This is a genomic window from Dolichospermum sp. UHCC 0352, assembly GCF_009711925.1.
GTDB lineage: Bacteria > Cyanobacteriota > Cyanobacteriia > Cyanobacteriales > Nostocaceae > Dolichospermum > Dolichospermum lemmermannii.
Map to the genome: position 1 here is coordinate 1 of NZ_VIKY01000088.1, position 7,606 is coordinate 7,606.

Consider the following 7,606-nt stretch of genomic DNA (forward strand, 5'->3'; position numbering starts at 1 on the left):
CTTGGAGGGGATGTAAGACCAAAGTCTTAGGGACGTAAAAAATCCATGAAGTCCGAGGCAGTCCCCATGGAATTGGGAAGCCTACACTGTACCGTCAGGTCAGTGTAGGTAGTTCACGATATATACCTTAAATTTAGAGGTAAAAAGCAAAATACGGAAAGAAAAAGATTTTCCCAATGACAACTGACCAATGACAACTGACCAATGACAACTGACAACTGACAACTGACAACTGACCAATGACAAATGACAACTGACCAATGACCATTTCTTCAAGTCTGTCATGACTAACTGAAGAAATAAGCTACACTCATTTTAGGGGCGAACTCATACAGTTCGTCACAATACTTCTTGGAAGATATCCCTATCGCAGGAAGTGGGTTGAAGCCCACTTTTTTTATTGAATTCTCCCATGACTCATCCTTTAATACCACAAATTATTGATTTGGCGACACCAGTAGCCGCAGAACTAGGATTGGAAGTTGTTAGTATAGTTTTTCATACGAACCAAAACCCCCCAGTCTTGCGAGTAGATATCTTTAATCCTCTACAGGACATTGGACTGGATGATTGTGAAAGGATGAGCCGTGCCGTTGAAGCCTCATTAGATGCGGCCGATATCATTCCAGACGGTTACATATTGGAAGTATCTAGTCCTGGTATTTCGCGGCAACTGGTAACAGACAGGGAGTTTATTTCCTTCAAAGGATTCCCTGTAGTTATTTCTACTTCCCCACCCTCCGAACAACAGCAAGAGTGGATAGGTCTATTGATTAGCCGGGATGAAACTACAGTTTACCTTAATCAAAAGGGTCGTGTAGTAAAAATTCCCCGTAACCTCATTACCAAAGTCCAAATAGATGAGCGTAGCTAATCAATTTTAGATTTTAGACGTTGGATTAGGGACTGGTAACTGGTAATTGGTAATTGGGAAGGAGTAATTGGGGAAAAGAACACAATTATTTCTTAACAGTTATCTAATTTTGCTGACTGCTGACTTGACACTCTCCGCTCTAAAGAGATTGTCAATGTATAGTGTTGAGCCGTTAGGCAACATCGGGTGTTTGTACAGGTTAATTACCCTTACCTGTTAAAGACATTGTAACACCATAAGTCACTGAGAGATTTATCCCCTCTCTCGCTTAAAAAACACCCAAACATAAAAACCCAAAAAGGTTTTAGATTTTAAGTCTAGGGTCAGAAACGGTAAGTTCTACCGAGATTGCCTGTGGAGCGGAAAAACCTCTTAGAAGCCATTCTAAGACCGTGATGAAGCAGGAAGTAAACACTAAGGTTATCGCTGTCCAGATGTGTCTAGACTTTGGTAATTTTGGGTAAGTTTTATAGAACGGTTTTAAGCCTACTTTCTTATAAAATTTTAGGAGACTGCGTATGTCAATGGTGACTTTATCGGGATTAAAAGAGCTAATCGAAAGTATTAGCCAAGAACGAAACTTACCGCGTTTAGCTGTACAAGCAGCTATTAGAGAAGCCTTAATTAAGGGTTACGAACGTTATCGTCGCGCCCAAAATTTAGAACGCAGACAATTTGATGAAGAGTATTTTAATAATTTTGAAGTAGAACTGGATATTGAGGGTGAAGGATTTCGGGTTCTTTCCACCAAAACCATTGTTGAAGCAGTTGCTAACACTGATCATCAAATTTCCTTAGATGAAGTCCAGCAAGTAGCCCCAGAAGCCCAACTGGGAGATTCTGTAGTATTGGATGTCACCCCAGATCAAGGAGAATTTGGGCGCATGGCAGCCATGCAAACGAAACAAGTATTGGCGCAAAAACTGCGAGATCAACAACGCCAAATGGTGCAAGAAGAGTTTCAAGACTTGGAAGGCACGGTTTTACAAGCTAGAGTATTGCGATTTGAACGTCAATCTGTAGTTTTGGCAGTTAGTAGCGGATTTGGACAATCAGAAGTAGAAGCCGAATTACCCAAGCGAGAACAGCTACCCAACGATAATTATCGGGCTAATGCTACCTTTAAGGTATATCTAAAAAAAGTTTCCCAAGGGCAGCAACGAGGGCCACAATTGATGGTATCTCGTGCTGATGCAGGTTTGGTGGTTTATCTATTCGCCAATGAAGTCCCAGAAATTGAAGATGAGGTAGTGCGAATTGTGGCTGTAGCGCGAGAAGCTAACCCTCCCTCTCGTTATGTAGGACCCCGCACAAAAATTGCTGTTGATACCCTAGACCGCGATGTAGACCCCGTTGGTGCTTGTATTGGTGCGCGGGGATCACGAATTCAGGTGGTAGTTAATGAATTACGCGGTGAAAAAATTGATGTGATTCGCTGGTCTCCAGATCCAGCTACCTATATTGCCAATGCGTTGAGTCCAGCAAAGGTAGATGAAGTCAGACTCATGGACCCCGAAAGTCGCCAAACTCACGTTTTAGTGGCTGAAGATCAACTGAGTTTAGCTATTGGTAAAGAAGGGCAAAATGTGCGGTTAGCTGCCCGTCTCACTGGTTGGAAAATTGATATTAAAGATCAGGCTAAATATGACGAGGAAGCCGAAAATACTAAATTTGCAGCGGTGAGAGCGCAATATCAATCCCAAAATGATAGGGATGACAGGTCTGACCGAGAAGATGCAATGGCAGAAGAATTAGAATTGGATGAGGATAGATTTGACAATAGCGAGGAAGATTAATTCCCCAAATTTATCTGCAATAATTTGAAAAAGGAAGGGAAGCAGGGAGCAGGGAGCAGGGGGAATATTTCTTCCCAATGACAACTGACAACTAACAACTAACAACTGACAACTGACAACTAACAACTAACAACAGGCATTAAAAAATACATTGTTTAGTATCCCCAAGATATCTAACTTAAATCTGGCAGAAGACTGATGAAACCGAACTATCGGCGTTGTATTAGTTGTCGTCAAGTCAACTTGAAACAAGAGTTTTGGCGGATTGTCCGCGTCTTTCCATCTGGAAAGGTACAATTAGATCAGGGCATGGGGCGTTCTGCCTATATCTGTCCGCAAGAGAGTTGCCTACAAGCAGCTCAGAAGAAAAATAGACTAGGGAGATCGCTGCATGGAGCAGTGCCAGATACAGTGTATCAAACATTGTGGCAACGTCTAAATCACGGCGATCGCCAAGATCGCATTTAATGGTAACAACTAAAATTGCGATAGTCTCTAAAGATATTATGACAAAAGCCGAACTATTCGGTATCTGATCATAACCTTTAGTATCGTTCAAGTTAATGCCAAAATAGTAAATGGATGTAACCAGCTTTCTCGATCTCCTTTTTTGGACAAGACGCAAGGCATTACTCCCAACAAGTTTTTTTTTGATTGTATTGTGGAAGACTCACAAATCAGCAAAACAAAAAAACCAAAAATGGCGACCTGGTAGCGTCAAATCGCAGTTCTGCATCAACCATCATTCCTGGTGGAGATGTCAGTATTAACCCGAAACATCTCTCTTTCCTAACTGGAGTCACCGGCAATATCACCAAAGGCAACCGAAAAAACAGTGATCAAAGGGTGGAGATGTCACAAACCAGGCAACCATCCGCTAAAACTGTAAATTAAAGGGGAAAGAGTGGATGAACAACGGAAAAGTGAGAATCTATGACTTATCAAAAGAATTGAATTTGGATAATAAAGAGCTACTAGCAATTTGCGACCAGCTCGATATTGCGGTTAAAAGCCATAGCAGTACGATTTCCGAAGCGGAAGCTGAACAAATTCGTAGCGCAGCCGAAAAAGTCGCTGCTACGAATTTAGCCTCAAAAAAGGAACAAAGTACAAATGGCCATAAACCAAATTCATCTCAAAACCGTACCAACGCCCATCACAAACAGCAAATTCTAGAAATTCGCAAACCGAAAATATTGATAAACACTACCACCAACTCAACCGATATCTCAGTTGCTACTGACGCTACTGATGCTAATCCTCCGGCACCTCCAAGGCCTTTTGCTACACCAGTTTCATCTATGAATATAAAGCCGGCGGCACCAACTCGACCAGTACCCCGGAATCAATCTGAGACTCCACTTAAACCTAATCCTACCCAACCAGAACAGGTATCTAATCCTGAATCGGTTACAGAAAAGGTGAGAGCGGAAAAATCAGAGAAAATATCTACTCCCAGAGCCAAACCAGAGAAACCGCAAAAACCCCAGTTGGTTTCTCCTCCTGCTAGAGTAGATGGCGCAAAAGCGGCAGAAACACCAGTTTTAGCAACATCAGAAAAACCTCTTCTCAAACGCGATCGCTCACAGCCTGTTGAAGAAGATCCTCAGCCAGTGAGAAGTAAGGTTAATAGACCTTCATCTGATCAAGGTTCACCATCTGCACCACCTAGACCTAGTCGGGCTAATTCAGGAGCGCCGACAAGACCAGAACAACGCAGTGGTAGACCATCCGTTGGCGGTGATATCCAACGCCCTAGACCTGCCCGTCCCAGTGAACCAGCAGCCATTCCCACGGCGACTCCACCCAGACATCATGCAGGTGGCGCGAAAAAAGAAGGATTGGATGAAATACCAGTAGCACCCGATCTTTTGGATTTAAAACGCCCTACACCCCCTCGTTTGAACAAGGGTGGGAAAAAATGGCAAGAAGAAGAAATCATTGACGAAATCAAAGAAAAAGCGAAGGTTGGACCCAAAGGCAAACGGGTCAAACAAATCGTAGAAGATGATTTAGATGAAGATGATTTAGATGAAGACGGTCTAGAAAATTCCGCAGCCACTCAAGTTAGTCTCTCCATTGCCCGTCCTCCCAAACCCAAAGGGACTCGCTCCGGTATGCCAACTGTAGCGGTTGTGGCTGCTCCTACCACTAGAGGTAAAAAATCTAGTTCTTCCCGTGACCACAACAATCGTCGCCAAGAAAATGTAGAGCAAAAACCAGATCGTCCAGCCACACTAGATGTTACTGGTCCATTAACAGTCCAGGAGTTGGCTGAGTCCCTCGTAATTGCCGATACAGAGATTGTCAAAATCCTGTTTATGAAGGGCATGGCTGTTAGCATCACCCAAAATCTGGATATTCCGACGATTACCCTAGTCGCCAAAGAACTAGAAGTAGAAGTCCAAATTGTCGAACGAGAAGCTGAAGCCCGGAAAGTCACGGAAATGATTGACGTGGCTGATTTGGCTCACCTCATTCGTCGTCCCCCAGTTGTCACCATCATGGGTCACGTAGACCACGGTAAAACCACTCTCCTCGACTCTATTCGCAAAACCAAAGTTGCGTCTGGGGAAGCGGGCGGTATTACCCAGCATATCGGCGCATATCATGTTGATATCGTCCATGAAGGTAAACCACAGCAGATTGTTTTCCTCGATACTCCTGGTCACGAAGCTTTCACAGCGATGCGTGCCAGAGGGGCTAGGGTGACGGATATTGCCGTGCTAGTTGTAGCTGCTGATGACGGTGTTCGTCCCCAAACCATTGAAGCTATTAGCCACGCTAAAGCTGCTAATGTTCCCATTGTTGTGGCAATCAACAAGATTGATAAAGAAGGCGCGCAGCCAGAACGGGTTAAACAGGAACTTACTAATTATGGTCTCACCGCTGAAGATTGGGGTGGTGAAACCATCATGGTTCCCGTTAGCGCTATTAAGGGCGAAAACCTCGACACCCTCCTAGAAATGATTATGTTGGTGTCGGAAGTAGCCGAACTATCCGCTAATCCAGATCGGGTCGCAAAAGGAACAGTCATTGAGGCTCATTTGGATAAGGCGAAAGGTGCCGTTGCTACCTTGCTGATTCAAAACGGTACTCTCCACGTTGGAGATATGCTGGTCGCTGGTTCAGCCTTCGGTAAAGTCCGGGCTATGGTAAGTGACCGAGGCAAGCGTGTAGATGTTGCTAGTCCATCCTTTGCTGTGGAAGTATTGGGTTTAAGTGATGTCCCTGCTGCTGGTGATGATTTCGAGGTCTATGAAAACGAGAAAGAAGCTCGTTCTGTAGCCAGCGATCGCGCCGATAAGCAACGTCAGTCTCGATTGTTACAAGGTCGTGTCACTCTCACTACCCTGTCAGCACAAGCACAAGAAGGCGAGTTAAAAGAACTCAACTTGATCCTCAAGGGCGACGTACAAGGTTCTGTGGAAGCCATTATCGGCTCTCTGCGCCAAATTCCGCAAAACGAAGTCCAAATTCGGATGCTCCTAGCTACCGCTGGAGAAATCACCGAAACAGACATAGACTTAGCTGCTGCCAGTAACGCTGTGATCATTGGTTTCAACACCACCTACGCCAGTGGAGCTAGACAGGCTGCGGATGAAGCAGGTGTAGATGTTCGAGAATATAACATCATCTACAAACTCTTGGAAGATATCCAAGGTGCTTTAGAAGGTCTACTCGAACCAGAGTTGGTGGAAGAACCCTTGGGACAAACAGAAGTCCGTGCTGTCTTCCCAGTTGGTCGTGGTGCTGTTGCCGGTTGTTATGTTCAATCTGGTAAGCTCGTTCGCAACTGTAAGGTGCGCGTCCGTCGCTATAACAAGGTAGTTTACGAAGGTGTTCTCGATTCCCTCAAACGGATGAAAGAAGATGCCCGTGAAGTCAACGCAGGTTATGAATGTGGTATCGGCATTGATAAGTTCCATGACTGGGTGGAAAATGATATCATTGAATCCTACCAATTGGTAACTAAACGTCGGACTCTGACTATGACTAAGTAGTGACGTGCATCCAGCGTTGAGTGCTGAGTTAATGAGTGTTGAATTGAGACTGTTCCGAGTTCAACACTCAAATAATGTAAACTCAGCACTCCGTTTAAAAGGAGTCAGGAGTCAGGAGTCAGGAGTCAGAAGAAGAATGAAGAAGAAGGAAGAAATGAAAAAGAAGAAGGAAAAAGAAGAAGGAAGAAATGAAAAAGAAGAAGGAAAAACCTGTTCTAGTCCGAGTTTTATTATCAATTCATGTCTTACCCCCTTGGGTTGCTATAAATTTTAAGAAAATTCTCTGTTTAATTAAAAACAAGTTGTTTTAGAAATTTCTCGCATAAAATTCCGCATTTAGTGATGAATGAGACAGAATTTTCAGGTGTAAAACCATTATCTTGAAAGAAGATTAAACAAAAATTTTCAATTTTAGCTTTGGGTGACTAGATTTACGTGTTCCCCTTGTGTGTGAAATAAATTATCAATCTGAAATCTAAAATCCCAAATTGTCTAATTCTGGAAGTGAAAAATAAGGAATGAGGAATTATGGCTCAATTTCCAACTTCTAGCGATTACGCGCATACTACTGACAGCAAAGTCTCTGTCAACGGTGAGCGTAAAGATCACCAATTATCTGCTAATACTCAATTTTGGCATAACCTGAAATACGTGATTTCTGCTAGTTCCGGTTTTCAAAGATGGCAATTAGAATGTAACGCCAAATTACAAAGTTTACGTCTAGATCAACAAGTACAAATGTATTTACGAGAGACTTTAGAAACTTTAGCTTATTAACCCTTTGACCGAAAAGACGGGACACAAGCCCCGTCCTTCCAGGACGGCTTTATGCTAAAATTTGGTCATAGTCGCCATAGGGCATTGGGAGACTTTAAACGGACATGGAGGGACGATAAGACCACTTGTGGCGGGTTCTGGCGAAGTGTCAAGTG

General features: G+C 43.5%; 6 protein-coding genes. All 6 read left to right on the forward strand.

Features of this window, described 5'->3' with window-relative positions; genetic code table 11:
- The first annotated feature begins 412 nt into the window (after nucleotides 1-412).
- The 6 genes from rimP to FJR06_RS06010 all read left to right on the forward strand — a co-directional run bounded on the left by rimP (nucleotide 413) and on the right by FJR06_RS06010 (nucleotide 7,451).
- Entirely contained in the window at nucleotides 413-874 is a 462-nt protein-coding gene (rimP, locus tag FJR06_RS05980; RefSeq protein WP_015083446.1) for a ribosome maturation factor RimP, read from the forward strand.
- Between the two features lie 518 nt (nucleotides 875-1,392).
- Complete coding sequence (gene nusA, locus FJR06_RS05985; RefSeq protein WP_015083447.1) at nucleotides 1,393-2,670, forward strand: transcription termination factor NusA; 1,278 nt, start codon at nucleotides 1,393-1,395, stop codon at nucleotides 2,668-2,670.
- Between the two features lie 198 nt (nucleotides 2,671-2,868).
- Nucleotides 2,869-3,138, forward strand: a complete 270-nt coding sequence (locus FJR06_RS05990; protein ID WP_015083448.1) for a YlxR family protein — start codon at nucleotides 2,869-2,871, stop codon at nucleotides 3,136-3,138.
- A 440-nt stretch (nucleotides 3,139-3,578) separates the two neighbouring features.
- On the forward strand, nucleotides 3,579-6,674 hold the full coding sequence (gene infB / locus FJR06_RS06000; RefSeq protein ID WP_015083450.1) for a translation initiation factor IF-2: 3,096 nt from the start codon (nucleotides 3,579-3,581) through the stop codon (nucleotides 6,672-6,674).
- Between the two features lie 31 nt (nucleotides 6,675-6,705).
- Nucleotides 6,706-6,948 carry a hypothetical protein gene (locus tag FJR06_RS06005; RefSeq protein ID WP_168651041.1) on the forward strand — a complete coding sequence of 81 codons (243 nt, stop codon included), beginning with the start codon at nucleotides 6,706-6,708 and terminating at the stop codon, nucleotides 6,946-6,948.
- Nucleotides 6,949-7,202: 254 nt separating this feature from the next.
- Complete coding sequence (locus FJR06_RS06010) at nucleotides 7,203-7,451, forward strand: hypothetical protein (protein WP_015083452.1); 249 nt, start codon at nucleotides 7,203-7,205, stop codon at nucleotides 7,449-7,451.
- The last annotated feature ends 155 nt before the right edge of the window (nucleotides 7,452-7,606 follow it).

What these genes read in the sequence shown, in the direction of transcription:
- rimP (WP_015083446.1), top strand. Translation starts at nt 413, where the DNA reads ATGACTCATCCTTTAATACCACAAATTATTGATTTGGCGACACCAGTA.
- nusA (WP_015083447.1), top strand. Translation starts at nt 1,393, where the DNA reads ATGTCAATGGTGACTTTATCGGGATTAAAAGAGCTAATCGAAAGTATT.
- FJR06_RS05990 (WP_015083448.1), top strand. Translation starts at nt 2,869, where the DNA reads ATGAAACCGAACTATCGGCGTTGTATTAGTTGTCGTCAAGTCAACTTG.
- infB (WP_015083450.1), top strand. Translation starts at nt 3,579, where the DNA reads ATGAACAACGGAAAAGTGAGAATCTATGACTTATCAAAAGAATTGAAT.
- FJR06_RS06005 (WP_168651041.1), top strand. Translation starts at nt 6,706, where the DNA reads ATGAGTGTTGAATTGAGACTGTTCCGAGTTCAACACTCAAATAATGTA.
- FJR06_RS06010 (WP_015083452.1), top strand. Translation starts at nt 7,203, where the DNA reads ATGGCTCAATTTCCAACTTCTAGCGATTACGCGCATACTACTGACAGC.